Origin of the sequence: Streptomyces sp. Z26 (assembly GCF_003665095.1) — a bacterium.
In the GTDB taxonomy this organism is placed as follows: domain Bacteria; phylum Actinomycetota; class Actinomycetes; order Streptomycetales; family Streptomycetaceae; genus Streptomyces; species Streptomyces phytohabitans.
Map to the genome: position 1 here is coordinate 702541 of NZ_RCHV01000002.1, position 14720 is coordinate 717260.

Below are 14720 nucleotides of genomic sequence, written 5' to 3' on the forward strand. Positions count from 1 at the left end.
CGTGGAAGCCCCCGTACTGCCCGAGACGTTCCCGCTGGCGACGGTCGGTCTGGAGGCCGCGGTCGCCCGGCAGTTCAGGCTGCTGGAGGCCACCGCCGCGCACTTCGAGGGCGACCAGCTGTTCGCCGCCGACGCCGGCGTCGTCCCCGGGCTCGGCAGACCGCGCACCACGGCCCGGGTCGAGGCCGTGCTCGCGGACTTCTTCGGCGCCGAGGACGCCGCCTTCGTCCAGGGCGCGGGTACGGGCGCGATCCGGGCCGCGCTCACCGCGACCGTACGGCCGGGGGACGAACTGCTCGTCCACCGCGCCCCGGTGTACCGCACCACGGGGGTCACGCTGCGCGGTCTCGGCGTACGGACGGTGGAGGCCGACTTCAACGACCCCGGGGAGCTGCGTACGGCACTCGCCTCCGGCCGCTTCCGGTGGGCGTACGTGCAGCACACCCGGCAGCGGCTGGGCGACTCGTACGACCCGGCGGAGGTGATCGCCGCCTGCCGGGCGGCCGGGGTACGTACGGTCGTCGACGACAACTACGCGGTCCTGCGCACCCCGGCGGCCGGGGTCGAACTCGGCGCAGACGCCTCGTGCTTCTCCCTGTTCAAGCTGCACGGGCCGGAGGGCGTCGGCGTGGTCGTCGGCGCGGGCGACCTGGTCGCGCGGGTCCACGACGACAACTACTCCGGTGGCGGCCAGGTCCAGGGCCACCAGGCGCTGGACGTGCTGCGCGCCCTCACGCACGTCCCCGTCGCGTGGGCCGTGCAGTCCCGGGTGGGCGGCGAGGTCGCCGCGCGGCTGGCGGCCGGGGAGGTGGACGGGGTCGCGGAGGTACGGATCGCCAACGCGCAGGACCGGTGCCTGCTGGTACGCCTCGACCGGCCCGTGGCCGCGCGACTCCCGGCCGTCGCCGCCCGGTTCGGCGCCGCGCCCTACCCGGTCGGCTCCAACTCCCGCTACGAGATCGCCCCGCTGTTCTACCGGCTGTCCGGCTCCTCCCTGGCCGACGCCCCGGAACTGGCCGACTGGACCGTACGCGTCAACCCGATGCGGGCGGGCGCGGATCTCGTGCTCGACATCCTGCGCCGCTCGCTCGCCGCCCTGAACGAACCGCTCGCCGCGCCGAACGAACCGGAGGACCCCTGACCGTGTTCCTCGACACCCTGCTCCACCGCAACCCCGGGCTCGTCGACGCCGCGGCCAACCTGCACGACTCGGGGCGCGTCCCGCCGGACACGTACGTCATGGACCTCGACGCCGTCGAGGAGAACGCGGCGGTGCTGGCCGAGACGGCCCGACAGGTCGGCGTCGCCCTCTGGTTCGTCGTGAAGCAGCTGGGCCGCAACCCCGAACTCGTCCGGTCCGTCGCCCGCCACATCCCCCGCGCCGCCGCCATCGACGTCACCGAGACGCGGACCCTGCACGCGTCGGGTGCCCTGCTGGGGAACGTCGGCCACCTCGGCCAGATCCCCCGGCGGACGCTGCCCGGCGTGCTCGCCCTGCGGCCCGACCGCGTCACCGTCTTCGACCTGGCCAACGCGCGCGCCGTGGCGGACGCCGCCCACGCGGTGGGCCGGACGCAGGACGTGCTGATCCGGGTCGAGGGGGCCGAGGGGACCGTCTACCCCGGGCAGGAGGGCGGCGTTCCGCTGGAGCGGCTGGACGCCTTCGCGGAGCGGGCCGAGGCGCTGCGTTCCCTCCGGATCGCGGGCGTGACCGCCTTCCCGTGCGTCCTGTGCGACCCCGTCACCGGCCTGCCCACGGCCACCCCCAACCTCGAACTGGCGGTCAAGGCCCGCGAGGTGCTCGCCGCCCGCGGCCACCGCGACCTCGAACTGAGCGCCCCCAGCGCCACGTCGGCCGCCTCCCTCCCGCTCCTCGCCGAGTGGGGCGCCACCCACGGCGAACCGGGCCACGCCCTCACCGGCACCACACCCCTGCACGCCCTCGACCCGACGCAGCCGGAGAAGCCCGCGTACGTCTACGTCACCGAGGTCGCCCACACCCTCGACGACGGCCGCCCGGCCCTGTTCGGCGGCGGCTTCTACGCCCGTTCGCACATCCGCTCCGCTCTCCTCCCCCGTACCGGCGCCCGTCTCGGCGTACCGGACGCGCCCGCCCGGAACATCGACTACTACCGGCTGCTCGACGCCCCCACCGACGGCGCGGACCTCCGCCTCGGTGACACCGCGCTGCTCGCCTTCCGCACCCAGATCTTCGTCACCCGCTCGACCGTCGCCGTCGTCTCCGGCCTCTCCTCCGGCACTCCCCGGCTGAACGGCCTCTACGACGCGCAGGGTCGGGCCCTGTAAGGAGCACTCCATGGCCAGGACCGTCATCGTCGTCATCGACGGATTCGGCATCGGCGCCATGCCCGACGCGGGCGCGCTGCGCCCCGGCGACCTCCGCGCCGACACCTGCGGGCACGTCCTCGACCACGCCCGTACCGCGTGGGGGCGGCCGTTGCGCCTGCCGGTGCTGGAGGCGCTGGGCCTGGGCACGGTCCGCCCCCACCGGGATCTGGCCGGGCACGCGAAGCTTCCGGTGGCGGCGGGGCGGGCCGCGCTCGGCTATCCGGGCGCGGACACGTTCGCGGGCCACCAGACCATGATGGGGGCCGACTTCAGCCGGGTCGCCGTCGCCCGACTCGCCGACCACCTCGACGAGGTGGCCGAGGCGCTCACGGCTGCGGGCCACCGTACGGAACGGCTCGACGGCCGCCCGCTGCTCGTCGTCGACGGGACGGTCCTCGTGCACGACAACCTGGAGGCCGACCCCGGCATCAACTGGAACGCCTCCGGCGCCCTCGACGACCTGCCCTTCGACGGGCCCGGCGGAATCCTCGCCGTCGCCCGTACCGTACGCGCGGTGGCACCGGTCGCCCGGGTCATCGCGGTCGGCGGCCACGCGGACGGGCCGCTCCCCCGCTTCGTCCGGCCCGGTGGCGGCGGCACGGTCGGCCTGGACACCCCGGCCACCGGCTTCTACCGGAACGGCGGCCTGCGCGTCCAACACCTGGGCGCCCCGCTCGACCACACCCGCCAGCTCCCCGAACTGGCCGCGCGGGCCGGTGTCCCCGTCACCCTGGTCGGCAAGGCGGCCGACATCCTGGTGTGCGAGGCCGCGACCCACCGCCCGGCCGTGGCCACCTCCGACGTCCTGGCACACACCATGGAGGCCGTACGCGCCGACGGCGACGCCCTGGTCGTCGCGAACGTCCAGGAGACCGATCTGGCGGGCCACCAACAGGACGCGGACCGGTACGGCCGGCTCCTGGAACAGGTCGACGCCGGACTCGCCGGACTGGTGTCACTGCTCGGCGCCTCCGGGGACCGGCTGATCGTCACCGGCGACCACGGCAACGACCCGACGATCGGCCACGCGCACCACACCAGGGAGTACGTACCGGTCCTCATCCACCGCCCCGAGGCGGACGGCGCCGAGGTGCTGCCCGACGCGGACAGCCTCGCCGACGTGGCCGCCACCGCGGCCCGCTCCCTCGGCCTGCGCCCGGAGGACCTCGCGGCCGGAACACCCCTCCACACCGGCAGACGCACACCCGTCCACCGGCCGTAGCGCCCCCGCGGAACAGCCGCGCCGGATGAGCACACGGGAGCGAACGCCGGGAACTTGGATTTCTACGGGCCAGGGTTAGAGAGGGGCCTGGAGCTGTCTCCGGTTGGTCGCCAGACAGCCATCACGGGATTTTCCGGGAGGGATTTCAGACCTGCTCCCGAGCAGGAATGTGTCATGAGCCACGGAAGGCGCGTGCCCGCCCGAGCTGTACGGGAACCCCAGAATGGCTTAGGGTTTCACACCGGAATCAGCAAGGGTCTGTAATCCCGAGGCGAAGGGTGAAGTGATTCATGCGCGCCAATTCCCTCATGTCTTACCTGCTGGGCAGCGTGCCACCTCTTGAGGTGAGCGATACGGACATCCCTCAAGACTATCGAGAAACTTTCATAGAAGGATGGAAGCAGCACGAGGATGGAGCATGGCTGGTCACGTCATTATGGGACAGCTACTTCGGCAAACTGGAGAACAACGATCCAGTTCACACCGAATCGACCGTAAACGGCCGCGCGATGATGGATCATGACCTGCCGAACGATGCGCGAGAACGGCTGGCAACCTTGCTCCGCCGGAGCGTTGCCTATGCTTGTGCCGGTATCCGCAGCAGCCTGGAAGTTGCAGCGGAGCCAACCGTTCGCGCGTACATCTCAGTTTCAGAGAGCGCGGAGGAGCACCCGCAGCTCACGGCTCACATGACCTTCTGCACGCACCGCACAAACTCGATTCCCTACATAGAAGATATCGAGTCCCTCACGCAGGAGGGAATTTTGGAGTTGGGTCACGACGACCTAAGTCAATTTACTCTGAACAAATGAGCTGACCCGGACGTGCCTCCCCCGCTCACGCCGCCGGGATGTGGAGGTCCGTGATGTCCTCGTCGAGGAACGTCGACAAGAGTGCCGCCTCCGCGTGGATCTCCTCCCGTTCCGGTGCCGTGAGGGTGCGGAACGGGGTGAGGTGGAGGGTGTGGTCGCGGACCGTCCAGGTGGCGGTGGCGCGGCCGTCGACCAGGAGGACGCGGTCGCCCGCCACCGAGACGCCGAGGTGGGCGTCGTCGATGATGCGGCTGCGGTCCTGGTAGCCGAGGATCGCGTTGTCGAAGGCCGGGAGGAAGCGGACCGGCGCGGGGGTGTCCGGGTCGGGGCGCGGGGCGTCGGGCAGGTCGAGGAGTTCCCGGCCGCGTTCGTCGCGGAAGGTGACCAGCTCCGGCCGTACGGCCTTCACCGCCGCCGGGAGTCCCGCCAGTCCGCACCAGGCCCGCAGGTCGCCACTGGTCGCGGGCCCGTACGCGGCCAGGTAGCGGCGGACCAGCCGCTGCCCCACCGGGTCCGCCTCGGCCGGGTCCGCATCCGCGTCAGTCACCGGCAGCGGATCGACGTCCCGGCCCAGCCACGCCGCCACGGTCTGGTTCCGCACCCCGGCCCGCGTCCGCCACAACCCCCGTGGCGGCAGCTGCACCATGGGGATCAGCGACGCCACGAGGAGTTCCCCGAGCGCCTGCTTCGGTACGTCGGGCCAGCGTTCCCGTACGGCCGCGACCAGTTCCGCCTTCGTACGCGGCTCCCCGTCCGCCATCGCCGCCCGCCCCGCCTCCGCCACGGCGTCCAGGTCTAGGCCGTCCAGTTCCCGCCGGTACACCCCCACCACCCGCTGCCGCAGCATCGCGTCGTGCCGGGCCCGCCATGCCAGCATGTCGGCGGCCGTGACCAGGTGGACCGTACGCCGCATGAGGTGGACGCGGACGAGCGTACGGCCGGTCAACTCGGCGTCCAGCGCCGTTGGTTCGAACCCTGACAGCCGCGACCACAGTCCGACGAACGGCTCCTGCGGTTCCTGCGCCTGCACCCCGCACAGGTGCCCCACCATGGCGCGCACGGCGTCGCCCGTGGTCCCGTCCGCGCGCGTCAGGAGGTGCTGGCGGGCGAGTGTGGCGCGGTTGAGCGTACGGGCGTCCAGAACGGTCATCGGTCCTCGTCAGGGTGTCGGTCGTCGGGCGGGCGCGTTGCGCGGGGTACGGGATCACCCGTCGTACGGCACCGCCACGTCCAGCACCCACGTCACGCCGAAGCGGTCCGTGAGCATCCCGTACAGCGGCGACCACTGCGCGGCCTCCAACTCCCGTACGACCGTCGATCCTTCGGCCAGTCGCTTCCACAGGTCGCTGATCTCGTCGGCATCGTCGCCCCGTACGGAGACGAAGAACGCCTTCTCCCCCTGGTCGTACGACAGCTGCGCGGGCACGTCGTACGCCATGACGTGGAAGCCGTTGTCCGCCGCCACCTCACCCCACATCACCTGGTCGGCCGCGGCGGGGTCCTGTACGGCGCCCGCGTCGGCGTACGTGACGACGGCCGTACGTCCGCCGAAGACCGAGTGATAGAAGGCCAGCGCCTCGCGGGCGTCGCCCCGGAAGTTCAGGTGGGTGGTGGTCGTGACGGACATGGCCCGCTCCTTGCTCGTTGACAGTGAGCGCCGCCCCTCGGGCGGCTCGGGCCCCACTATGTCGGCGGTACAGGTCAGGGAGTGTCCGCTACTGCCGCTGGTTCGCCAGCCCCACGGAAACGGCCCGTGCCCTGGCGGTTCCGGGGCACGGGCCGTTCCCACGGGCAAGAGGATGCGGTCAGGCGCGGGTCGCGTACCGCACGAAGTGCGACCAGCCGACGCCCGGCGTCGAGAGGTGCGGGCGCGAGACGTCCTTCGAGTCCCGCACGCACACGACGGCCTCCGTCACCGCCACCTCGACGCAATCGCCACCCTCGTTGCTGCTGTAGCTGCTCTTCGACCACAGCGGAGCGGCTACGGCAACCTCCACGCAGGCGCCGCCTTCATTGCTGCTGTAGCTGCTTTTGAACCACACCGGAGCGGCGACGGCCACCTCCACGCACTCTCCGCCTTCGTCTCCGCTGTAACTGCTCTTGAACCAGTCGAGTCGTAGGGACCGTTCCAGGCTCGGCATACGGGTCTCCTCCACGTCGGTCTCCGACCAGGACAGCTTTACCCTCCCCAGCATCGCGGGGAGGGAAGCCCGAGCAGGACAGATCAACCGCCCGCCGCGTATCGCACGAAGTGCGACCAACTCACGCCCGGCGTCGACAGGTGCGAACGCGACACATCCTTCGAGTCACGCACACACACCCCATAGTCCGTGGCCGCCACCTCAACGCACTCGCCGCCCTCACCACCGCTGTAGCTGCTCTTGAACCACACAAGTTCGGCGCTGATCCCTGCGGCTGCCTCGCCTGTCATCGTTCCCCCAACAGTCTGTCGATCAAGGCGGCCGAATCACTCGGCGTGAGTGCCTGACCGCGGATGCTCCCGTAACGTTCGGCCAGCATACGGACCTCCGCCTGCTCTGTGATCAGGCGACTGATCCCCTGCACCTCCAGGTATCCCACCTGCGGCTTACCGTTCGGCGTCAGCAGGGTGAAAGGCCCGTCCACACCCGCGTTTTCCTCACAAGCCAACGGCAGCACCTGAACCGTGATGCAACGAAGTCGGCTCATTTTGAGCAGATGTTTCAACTGACCGCGTTGTGACTCCTGCCCGCCGATCGCCCGTCGTAGTACCGATTCATCGATGACGGCCGTCACAAGCGGCGAAGGCCAGCGAGTGAGGATCTCCTGACGGACCAACCTCGCGGTGACCCGCTGCTCGATGGTCTCCCCGTCCAGCAGCGGCCGCCGTACGGCGAAGGTGACGCGAGCGTATTCCTCGGTCTGAAGGAGCCCAGGCACGGTGACAGTGCTGAAGAAACTGATCGCATCGGCCTCGCGCTCCAGGCCGGCGTAGTCGCGGAACCAGGCCGGGTGCTTCACCCGGGCCTTCGCCTTCGCCCGTTCCACGTCCTCCTTGGCGGCGCTCAACAGGCCGCCCGCGTCCAGGAGTTCGTCCACCGCGTCGAGCAGTTCGGGTTGCGCCACGCGGCGGCCCCGTTCCACCGACGAGATCAGGTTCTCGCCGTACCCCAGCCGGTCGCCCAGTTCGCGCTGGGTGAGTCCGGCCCGTTCCCTGAGCAGTTTGATCTGTCGTCCCAGCGCGCGGAACAAATCCACCGCGCCGTCACCCGCGTCCTCGTCCATCGGGTCAGCCATGCGTGTCACCGCACCGTTCTGATCGCCGCCCGTCCACCTCCGCACGGTCACGGCCGTCCACCGGTACACACGCCCGATGAGAGGCGGACGGTAGCGCTGCGTACCGGAGTCGTCGCTGTTCAGCGTACGTCCCCCCGGTCAGGGTTTGTGACGTGACTCACGAACTGACCACTCCCCCGGGTACGGCGGCCCGCCCGCGCCGCTTCACCATGCTGCTGTCGTCCACCCGCCGCGGCGCGCATCTCGCGCGGCTGCTCGCGGTCGACCAACTGCGCGGCTGGCACGCCCCGTCGGGCATCCGCGAGCCCGCCGAGGTGATCGTGTCCGAACTCGCCGCCAACGCCGCCCTGCACGGCGTGCTGCCGGGGCGCGGCTTCCGGCTCACGCTGCTGCTGTCGCCCGGAGGCGACCGGCTGCGGATCGAGGTCACCGACGGCTGCGGGGAACGCCGCCCGCCCGAGGTCGTGCCGCCTCAACCGCCGGGTGACGACGCCGAGTCCGGTCGTGGGCTGATCCTGGTGGACGCGTTGGCCGAGCGGTGGGGCACGGAGGCGTACGCCCCGTCCGGGAAGACGGTCTGGGCGGAGGTCACCGAACGGTGAGGCGGGCCAACGGCGCCCGGCGCCAGGACGATTCGAGGCTGCTCGAATGCTCGGCCCGCCCGCGTGCCGCGTCGCTAGCTTCGAGGGGTCCGGCGCGGTCCGGCGCGTTCGGACGCGGACATCTCCGTCGAGCACCATTCGTCGAACACACAAGGGGGAACTCCTCGATGAGACCTGCCAGCCGATTCCTGTCCCGCGCGGCCGTGGCCGCCGCGCTCGCCTTCGCCGCCGTCACCGGCAGCGCGACCACGTCGTCAGCGGCCACCGCGGGGGACGTGGGCGCCACCGAGTGGAAGACGTACTGCGGGGACGGGAAGGCGTGCCTGTACATCTCCTCCGAGCGCGTCTGGAACCTGCCGTCGTGCGGCGTCAACCACGTCAACTCCTACTTCGAGTACGCCAAGGCCCACGGCAACGGCTTCCGCATCTACTACACCAACGGGCTCACCGACACCGTCGCCCGGGACAGCGAACGCACGCTGGACGGCCTGAGCCTGGCCTGGAAGGTCGAGGTCTACTGCTGACCCCTCACGGGCCGTCAGGAGCGTGCAACTACCCCGCCGGGCCCCCGGGTTCCGGCGGGGTGGGGCCGAGCAGGGCGGTCGCCCTCGCCGTACGGGAATAGTGCACGAGCCGTCCGTGTCGCTCGCGCCGTACGAGGTCGGCCGCCAGCAGCCGCGACAGGTGGTACGAGACGGAGCCCGGCGTCAGATGGTGGAGCAGCGCCAACTCCGTTGTCGTACGGCGCTGTTCGAGGCTCTTGAGCAGCGCGAGGCGGGTGACGCCGAGGACCGGGGCGACGTGCGGGGCGGCGTACGGGGTGGTGCCGCCCGGCCATGGCGTGGCGACGGGTACGACGACCTGCCCGGCGTCCCGCTGAAGCGGGGCGTGGAGGGCGACGCGGCGCAGGAAGCGGGAGGGTACGAGCGTCAGGGGGCCCGTACCCGCCACCCGTCCCTCCGTCGGGGCCGCCACGTCCAGCGCGTCGTCGCGCCAGGTGAACGACGAGTGGAGCGACCCGAGCGCCGTGCCGAAGCCCTCCCGCGCGGCCGAACGCGCCTGCCGCTCCACGTACTCCGCGCATCCGGCGGCGACGGCGGGCCAGTGGTCCGCGAGGGCCACGACCCACAACTGGTGCAGTTCACGGGCCAGTTGCTCGCGTACGTCCGCCTCGCCCCGTTCCATTCGGGCGCGCAGGGCGTGCCCGGCGCCGCCCGGCGCACTCCCCAACTGACCCTCCGGGAGCCAGGGGCAGCGGCGTCTGCGGGCCTCGCCCCCGGTGAGGAACGCCGTGAGCTGGTCACCGACCTCGGTCGGGTCCGTGGTGGCGACGCGGTGCAGCTGTTCGTCGGCGGTGGGCGCGAACGTCTCGGGGCGGGGGGTCAGCAACTCCGGCAGGTAGACGGTGAGTCCGCGGCACACGGCCGCCAGCAGCGGCGTACGGCCGGACGCCAACAGCGCGCGCGTGGCGGCCACTTCGGGCGTACGGCCCGCACCACGCGCACGGCCCGTACGGTCGCCGGACTGCTCGGCCACGGCGAGGAGGAGCGCCGCCGACTCCCCGACGGGCGAGAGGGCCCAGCGCGTCCGCGCGAGCCGTGCGGCAGGCATGTCGATACGGATCATTCCGTCCCCCCGGACCCGTTCCCCGTCGTGCCCGGTTCCTACCCCGCCCGGGGGCGGGCGTACGCACGCGGCCCGCGCCCCGGACCGCCGCGCGCCCCCGCACACGACGACGCCCCCGCCGTCGGCCCTCGGAGAGGACAACGGCGGGGGCGGGAGCGTGTGGCGCGTTACGCCGCCGGGTCGATGCGGGAGATCGTGCCGCCGATGTCCAGCACGTACAGCTCCTTGTCCGGGCCCTGCGCGAACGAGACGACCTCGCCGCCGTTGACCCCGAGGTCGCTCTCGCCGACCACCTTGCCGTCCTCCATCTGGAGGGCGCGGACGGTGCCGTCGCAGTAGTCGCTGAAGAGGTACTGGCCCTTGAGGTCGGGCAGCTTCTCACCCCGGTAGACGAACCCGCCGGTCACGGAGCAGGCCAGGTCGTCGCGGCCGTACTCGTGCATCGGCGGCACGTGGTTCTCCGGCTCGGTGCCCTCGCGGAAGACGTGGTTGCCCTCCATCTGGTTCCAGCCGTAGTTCTCGCCGCCCTTGCTGTCGGCGGGCTGGCGGTCGATCTCCTCCCAGGCGCTCTGGCCGACGTCACCGATGTAGAGGTCGCCGTTCTCCGCGTCGAAGGAGAAGCGCCACGGGTTGCGGAGGCCGTACGACCAGATCTCGCCGCGCGCGCCCTCCTGGCCGACGAACGGGTTGTCGTCCGGGATCTTGTACGGCTCCTCGCCACCGCCCGCCGGGTCGATCCGCAGGATCTTGCCGAGGAGCGTGTCGAGCTTCTGGCCGTTGCCGTCCGGGTCGCCCCCGGAGCCGCCGTCGCCCAGCGCGATGTAGAGCATGCCGTCGGGGCCGAACGCGATCTGGCCGCCGTTGTGGTTGTCGTACGGCTGCTCCTGCGTGAGGACCGTACGGCGGCTGTCCTCGTTGAGCTTGCCGTCCTCGACGGCGAACTCGTCGAGGGTGCTGGTGCCCTCCAGGTCGGTGAACATGATGTAGAAGTGCGCGAAGTCCTTGTCGAACGCGACGCCCAGCAGGCCGCGTTCGCCGTCGATGGTCGTCTCGTCGGTGATGTCGAGGACCGGCTCACCGAGGCCGTCGGGGCCCAGGACCCGTACGCGGCCGGGGCGTTCGGCGATCCACACGCTGTCGCCGGGGCCGGCGGTGCCGGCGGCCGGGTTCTCCGCCTGCCCGACCTCCTTGAGGGCGACCGCGGCGGCGGCCTTCTGCTGCGAGTTGGCGGGGCCGTCGGCGGGTTCGTTCGCGGACGCGTTGGCGAACGCGAGTCCCGCGACGACGCAGAGCGTGCCGATGATCGCCGAGCTTCTGGTGCGGACCTTCACCGTGAACCTCCTGGAGGCGGCGGTCGAGGAGTTCACCCGGCTGCTGGGGACAGAGTGGTGTGGGCGTCGCCCGTCGCCAGCACGCAACCAGGGTGGGGGGATCGTGCCACTGGCACGGGTGAGCATACTGGCGCGGCCGGTCTTGGTGTAGACCAAAGACGTACCCAATAGCCGTACGCCCGCGGGGCCCTGCCCCGGCTACTCCTTCGTCGCGCCCGTCAACATGCCCTCGATGAAGCGCCGTTGCAGCAGCACGTACACGAGGACCACCGGCAGCGCGATCAGCACCGAGGCCGCCGCGAGCAGCGCGGTGTCCGAGCTGTGCTGGCCCTGGAAGAACGCGAGGCCCAGCGGCACGGTGCGGTGCGCCTCGTCGCTGACCATCACCAGCGCGAGCAGGAACTCGTTCCACGTCCACATGAAGACGATGACGACCATCGTGGAGAGCGCGGGCCGCCCCATCGGCAGCAGCACCCGCCACAGCACCGTCCAGCTCGACGCGCCGTCGATCCGGGCGGCCTCGACGACGGCGCGGGGGCTGTTGCGGAAGTACGTACGCATCCAGAAGACGCCGAACGCGAGGGACTGCGCGGTCTGCGGGAGGATCAACCCCCAGTAGGTGTCGGTGAGTTCCCAGTGCCGCAGGTCGAAGTAGAGGGGGACGAGGACCGCTTCCTGGGGCAGGGTGAGCCCGAGGACGAAGAGGTAGAACAGCAGCTCGGAGCCGGGGAAGCGCATCGCGCCGAGCCCGTACGCGGCGAGCGTCGCGAGCACCGTGGTGACCGTGACGACGGCGGCGGCGACGAGCAGCGAGTTGGTGAGGTAGCTGCCGAAGTGGCCGCGGGTCCACGCCTCGCTGAAATTGCCCCAGTTGAGGCCGGAGGGCAGCGAGAAGCCGGTGTCCAGGGACGAGCGTTCACCGAACGCCGACGACAGGATGCCGACGACGGGCGTCAGGGAGATGACGGTGAACAGGCCGAGGATCGCGTACGTGAGGGTGCGCTCGGTGCGGCTGATCATGACGTACGGCCCTCCACCAGCCGGGCGACCACCACGGTCAGGCCGAAGATCAACGCGGTGAGCGCGACGCCCATCGCGGCGGCGGACCCGACCTCGTTCACCTCGAACGCGCGCCGGTACACCTCGAAGGCGGGCACCGACGTGGCGTTGCCGGGGCCGCCGCTGGTGGTGATGTAGATCAGGTCGAAGTTGCGCAGCCCGGCGACGATGGTGAGGGTCAGCGCCACGGCGATCTCACCGCGCAGACCGGGCAGCGTCACGGTGAGGAACTCCCGTACGGCGCCCGCCCCGTCGATCCGCGCCGCCTCGTACAGCTCGCGCGGGATGCGCTGCGCGCCCGCCAGGAACAGCACCAGGCACAGCCCGGTCTCCACCCAGGTGCCGACGACGCCGACGGCGGGCAGCGCCCAGGTGTAGTCACCGAGCCAGGAGCGGGCGAGGCCGCCCGCTCCGACGGCGCGCAGCACGTCGTTCAGCAGCCCGTCGGGCGCGAGGATCGAGCGCCAGGCGACACCGACGACGACCATCGCGAGGACCTGCGGCAGGAAGAGGACCGTACGGAAGAACGTCATGCCGCGCACCCGGAAGCGCGACAGTGCCGCCGCCAGCAGCAGGCCGAGGGCGACGGGCAGCACGGCGTAGAAGAACAGCAGCACGAGCGCGTGCGCGAACGGGGCGCGCAGCGCCGGATCGGTGGCCAGCTCACGGTAGTTGTCGAACCCGGCCCAGCTGGCGGCCGTCAGGCCGTCCCAGTCGAGGAACGACAGCCAGACGGTCTGGCCCAGCGGGACCAGCAGAAAGAGGGCGTAGAGGACGAGCGCGGGCAGCACGTACAGCAGGCCGACCGCGCGCGGCTCACCGGGGGCGCGGCGGCGGTGGTGGGCGGCGTACGCGCGGAGGGCGGCGCGGGCGGAGGGGCGGGCGCGCTCCTTGGCGGGCGGCGCGGTCACCGGTCCGTGCCCCCGTCCGCGCTCTCCTTCTCCTCACCCTGCTCGGCGCGGAACGCCGCGTACTCGTCCTGCATCTTCGACCGCAGCCTCTCCGGCGAGAGGCTGCCCTCGATGACGCCCTGGAGGTCGGCGGAGAGGGTGTCGAAGAGGGTGGGCGTGGTGTAGTCGAGGTACGGGATCATGCCGTCGTCCTCGTTCAACCGCTCCCAGGCGCGCACCATCTGCCCGTCCGGGCTGTCCTTCGGCACCCGGTCGGCGGCCTTGCCGGGGACGGCGGGGAGCACGCCCTCGCCGGTCATCACGTCGGCGGCGTGGGCGTCGGTGAGGTGCTCCAGGTAGGCGGCGGCGACGTCCGGGTGCCGGGACTTGGAGGTCACGGCCCAGGCCAGGCCCTGGCCGCCGGTGGTGCGCAGCGGGCCGTCGGCCTGGGCGGGCGGGGGCGGCATGAAGCCGAGCTTCCCGCCCATCTGCTTCTTCAGGTCGGCGAGTTGCCAGGTGCCGGTGACGAGGAACGCGCCGTCGCCGCCCGCGAACTTCTTCGCCGCGTCGTCGTACCCGGTGCCGTTCGCGCCGTCCGGCAGGTAACCCTGGTCGGCCCAGTCCGCGAGCGTACGGGCGGCCCGCTCCGTGGCCTCGTTGTCGAAGCCGCCGCCCTTGCCGAGGATGGTGTCGCGGATCTGCGCGGGGCTGTCGGCGGCCTGGTCCTGGAGCACGCCGAAGGTGTGGATGGCCGGGTACTTGTCGAGGTTGCCGAACTGGACGGGGAGTTCGCCCGCCTTCTTCAGTTTCGGCAGGGCGTCGGTGAACTCGGCCCAGGTGCGCGGGAGTTCGACACCGGCGTCGTCGAGGACGTCCTTGTTGTAGTACACGCCGATGTACTCGCCGGTTTGGGACAGGCCGTAGAGGCGGCCCGTGCCGAAGTTCCGGCCGTCCGCGGAGACGCGGTTGAGGTCGAGGAGGGTGTTGGGGTAGCGGCTGTTCCAGCCGTACAGGCCCGCGTAGTCGTCCAGCGGCGTGAGCATCCCGGCCTTCGCGAAGGCCACCATGTCGGCGTAGCCCTGGTTGGCCTGGACGACGTCGGGCGGGGTGTTGCCGGAGAGGGCCAGCTTCAGCGTCGTCTTGAGGTCGGAGAAGCTACGGGCGACGCGCTTGATCCGCACGTTCGGGTACTTCTCCTGGAACTCCTCGTTCAACTGCTCGATCTCGGCGTTCTGGCCGCCGCGCACCTCCTGGTCCCAGACCGTCAGCGTCACCTTCCCCGCCTTCGCCGGGTCGGGCACGGCCGTGGCGCCGCCCCCGCCGGCGGGCCCCGCGCCGGAGCCGTCGGTGCCGGGGACGCAGGCGGCGCCGAGGAGGGCGGTGCCGAGTGCGAGGGCGACGGCGGCGACCGTACGGGAGCGGGCGGTACGGGGTGAACGGGCGTGGACCGTACGGGCCGAACGGGCCCCGGGCGTACGGGAGTCGGGCGTACGGAACGGGCGGCGCCCGGCCGCCCCCTCCTCGCGGCGGAAGCTCATCCTCAGCAACTCCTC

At 71.5% G+C, this 14720-nt stretch carries 16 protein-coding genes; 6 read left to right on the forward strand and 10 right to left on the reverse strand.

Annotated elements, in window-relative coordinates; all coding sequences use genetic code 11:
* Position 1: 1 nt before the first annotated feature.
* The 4 genes from D7M15_RS03045 (at position 2) to D7M15_RS28150 (ending at position 4383) form a co-directional block, all read left to right on the forward strand.
* Entirely contained in the window at positions 2–1141 is a 1140-nt protein-coding gene (locus D7M15_RS03045; RefSeq protein WP_121516064.1) for an aminotransferase class V-fold PLP-dependent enzyme, read from the forward strand.
* A 2-nt stretch (positions 1142–1143) separates the two neighbouring features.
* Positions 1144–2307: an alanine racemase gene (locus tag D7M15_RS03050; RefSeq protein WP_121516065.1), complete on the forward strand. Its 1164-nt coding sequence runs from the start codon at positions 1144–1146 to the stop codon at positions 2305–2307.
* Between the two features lie 10 nt (positions 2308–2317).
* Positions 2318–3571, forward strand: coding sequence for a phosphopentomutase (locus D7M15_RS03055; protein WP_121516066.1), 1254 nt, complete (start codon positions 2318–2320; stop codon positions 3569–3571).
* Between the two features lie 290 nt (positions 3572–3861).
* A complete protein-coding gene (locus tag D7M15_RS28150; protein ID WP_127201707.1) occupies positions 3862–4383 on the forward strand; it encodes a hypothetical protein in 522 nt (173 codons plus the stop codon).
* A gap of 25 nt (positions 4384–4408) precedes the next feature.
* Here D7M15_RS28150 and D7M15_RS03060 read toward each other — a convergent pair whose 3' ends face one another.
* The 5 genes from D7M15_RS03060 to D7M15_RS03080 all read right to left on the reverse strand — a co-directional run bounded on the left by D7M15_RS03060 (position 4409) and on the right by D7M15_RS03080 (position 7659).
* Positions 4409–5533 (reverse strand): winged helix DNA-binding domain-containing protein, encoded by a 1125-nt coding sequence (locus D7M15_RS03060; protein ID WP_121516067.1) that lies wholly within the window; start codon positions 5531–5533, stop codon positions 4409–4411.
* A gap of 54 nt (positions 5534–5587) precedes the next feature.
* Positions 5588–6010, reverse strand: coding sequence for a VOC family protein (locus D7M15_RS03065; RefSeq protein ID WP_121516068.1), 423 nt, complete (start codon positions 6008–6010; stop codon positions 5588–5590).
* 178 nt (positions 6011–6188) lie between these two features.
* The gene (locus D7M15_RS03070; protein WP_121520133.1) at positions 6189–6524 is read right to left on the reverse strand and encodes a DUF397 domain-containing protein; all 336 of its coding nucleotides are present in this window, start codon (positions 6522–6524) and stop codon (positions 6189–6191) included.
* Positions 6525–6607: 83 nt separating this feature from the next.
* Complete coding sequence (locus tag D7M15_RS03075) at positions 6608–6814, reverse strand: DUF397 domain-containing protein (protein WP_121516069.1); 207 nt, start codon at positions 6812–6814, stop codon at positions 6608–6610.
* Entirely contained in the window at positions 6811–7659 is an 849-nt protein-coding gene (locus tag D7M15_RS03080; protein WP_121520134.1) for a helix-turn-helix transcriptional regulator, read from the reverse strand. The genes D7M15_RS03075 and D7M15_RS03080 overlap by 4 nt, the downstream gene beginning before the upstream one ends.
* 209 nt (positions 7660–7868) lie before the next feature.
* Between D7M15_RS03080 and D7M15_RS03085 the strand changes: the two genes are divergently transcribed.
* Entirely contained in the window at positions 7869–8261 is a 393-nt protein-coding gene (locus D7M15_RS03085; RefSeq protein WP_121520135.1) for an ATP-binding protein, read from the forward strand.
* Between the two features lie 167 nt (positions 8262–8428).
* Positions 8429–8785 carry a hypothetical protein gene (locus tag D7M15_RS03090; RefSeq protein WP_127201708.1) on the forward strand — a complete coding sequence of 119 codons (357 nt, stop codon included), beginning with the start codon at positions 8429–8431 and terminating at the stop codon, positions 8783–8785.
* Between the two features lie 28 nt (positions 8786–8813).
* Here D7M15_RS03090 and D7M15_RS03095 read toward each other — a convergent pair whose 3' ends face one another.
* The 5 genes from D7M15_RS03095 to D7M15_RS03115 all read right to left on the reverse strand — a co-directional run bounded on the left by D7M15_RS03095 (position 8814) and on the right by D7M15_RS03115 (position 14705).
* Positions 8814–9887: a winged helix-turn-helix domain-containing protein gene (locus D7M15_RS03095; RefSeq protein WP_121516071.1), complete on the reverse strand. Its 1074-nt coding sequence runs from the start codon at positions 9885–9887 to the stop codon at positions 8814–8816.
* A gap of 167 nt (positions 9888–10054) precedes the next feature.
* Positions 10055–11218: a PQQ-dependent sugar dehydrogenase gene (locus tag D7M15_RS03100; RefSeq protein WP_121516072.1), complete on the reverse strand. Its 1164-nt coding sequence runs from the start codon at positions 11216–11218 to the stop codon at positions 10055–10057.
* A gap of 198 nt (positions 11219–11416) precedes the next feature.
* Complete coding sequence (locus D7M15_RS03105) at positions 11417–12238, reverse strand: carbohydrate ABC transporter permease (protein WP_121516073.1); 822 nt, start codon at positions 12236–12238, stop codon at positions 11417–11419.
* Positions 12235–13077 (reverse strand): sugar ABC transporter permease, encoded by an 843-nt coding sequence (locus tag D7M15_RS03110; protein ID WP_240649564.1) that lies wholly within the window; start codon positions 13075–13077, stop codon positions 12235–12237. Before D7M15_RS03110 ends, D7M15_RS03105 begins: the two co-directional genes overlap by 4 nt.
* A gap of 107 nt (positions 13078–13184) precedes the next feature.
* Positions 13185–14705, reverse strand: coding sequence for an extracellular solute-binding protein (locus D7M15_RS03115; RefSeq protein WP_121516075.1), 1521 nt, complete (start codon positions 14703–14705; stop codon positions 13185–13187).
* Positions 14706–14720 lie beyond the last annotated feature (15 nt).

What these genes read in the sequence shown, in the direction of transcription:
- D7M15_RS03055 (WP_121516066.1), top strand. Translation starts at nt 2,318, where the DNA reads ATGGCCAGGACCGTCATCGTCGTCATCGACGGATTCGGCATCGGCGCC.
- D7M15_RS28150 (WP_127201707.1), top strand. Translation starts at nt 3,862, where the DNA reads ATGCGCGCCAATTCCCTCATGTCTTACCTGCTGGGCAGCGTGCCACCT.
- D7M15_RS03060 (WP_121516067.1), bottom strand. Translation starts at nt 5,533, where the DNA reads ATGACCGTTCTGGACGCCCGTACGCTCAACCGCGCCACACTCGCCCGC.
- D7M15_RS03065 (WP_121516068.1), bottom strand. Translation starts at nt 6,010, where the DNA reads ATGTCCGTCACGACCACCACCCACCTGAACTTCCGGGGCGACGCCCGC.
- D7M15_RS03070 (WP_121520133.1), bottom strand. Translation starts at nt 6,524, where the DNA reads ATGCCGAGCCTGGAACGGTCCCTACGACTCGACTGGTTCAAGAGCAGT.
- D7M15_RS03075 (WP_121516069.1), bottom strand. Translation starts at nt 6,814, where the DNA reads ATGACAGGCGAGGCAGCCGCAGGGATCAGCGCCGAACTTGTGTGGTTC.
- D7M15_RS03080 (WP_121520134.1), bottom strand. Translation starts at nt 7,659, where the DNA reads ATGGCTGACCCGATGGACGAGGACGCGGGTGACGGCGCGGTGGATTTG.
- D7M15_RS03085 (WP_121520135.1), top strand. Translation starts at nt 7,869, where the DNA reads ATGCTGCTGTCGTCCACCCGCCGCGGCGCGCATCTCGCGCGGCTGCTC.
- D7M15_RS03090 (WP_127201708.1), top strand. Translation starts at nt 8,429, where the DNA reads ATGAGACCTGCCAGCCGATTCCTGTCCCGCGCGGCCGTGGCCGCCGCG.
- D7M15_RS03095 (WP_121516071.1), bottom strand. Translation starts at nt 9,887, where the DNA reads ATGATCCGTATCGACATGCCTGCCGCACGGCTCGCGCGGACGCGCTGG.
- D7M15_RS03105 (WP_121516073.1), bottom strand. Translation starts at nt 12,238, where the DNA reads ATGATCAGCCGCACCGAGCGCACCCTCACGTACGCGATCCTCGGCCTG.
- D7M15_RS03115 (WP_121516075.1), bottom strand. Translation starts at nt 14,705, where the DNA reads ATGAGCTTCCGCCGCGAGGAGGGGGCGGCCGGGCGCCGCCCGTTCCGT.